Below are 765 nucleotides of genomic sequence, written 5' to 3' on the forward strand. Positions count from 1 at the left end.
GGCAGTGGGTGAACTCGGCCGCGCAATCCCACTGTTCGAGCAGACCGTGGACGACACGGTGCGGGTGCTGGGCACCGACCACCCCCACACGCTGGCCTCCCGCAACAACCTCGCGGGCGCGTACGAGAGGGCGGGTGACCTGGGCCGCGCGATCCCCCTGTACGAACAGACCCTGCACAACGCGGAACGGGCGCTCAACCCCGGCCATCCGTTCATCGCATTGGTGCGAGCGAACCTGGAACGGGCGCGGTCCACGTAACGGGTGCGAAAGCGGCCGCACCGGCGGCGGGGGCGTCGAGCCGGCCTGGCCGCTCATTCACCTGGACAACATCCTCCGGCCGGCCCACATGTCCTTCGGCCGGCTCGGCGAGGTGCACCCGGCCTTCGAGGCCGTCCTCTCCGTCTTCGATACGGACGAACGTGCCGAACGGTACGAGGTGGTCACGACACCGTTCGTGATCCGGCCGACCTGCTGTAGGGAACTGCGGCATCGGGTCCTCGTGCAATGCCTTCAGGGAGCGACACGCGCTCGCCCACCAGTTCGACGGCCCGGCCGGAGTCGCACGCTCTGCGGTCGCACCGCGCCCGGCTCCGCCCACCGGAGCACCCGCTGCCAGTCGGCGGCCCCCTGTCGTGGGGGGGGGGGGGCCCCCCCCCCCCCCCCCCGCCGGGGGCGCCCCCCCCCGGGGGTGGGGGGGGGGGGCCGGGGGGGGGGGGGGGGGCCGGGGGGGCCGGGCGCGCGAGACGGGGAGTTTGGACATGTAA

1 protein-coding gene is annotated in these 765 nt (G+C 73.9%); it reads left to right on the forward strand.

The window, feature by feature from the left end:
• Positions 1-259: tetratricopeptide repeat protein (locus tag ACFZBU_RS16625; RefSeq protein WP_391584280.1), on the forward strand; the 259-nt coding region annotated here is incomplete at its 5' end.
• Positions 260-765 lie beyond the last annotated feature (506 nt).

This window comes from Embleya sp. NPDC008237 (assembly GCF_042956465.1).
Taxonomy (GTDB): Bacteria; Actinomycetota; Actinomycetes; order Streptomycetales; family Streptomycetaceae; genus Embleya.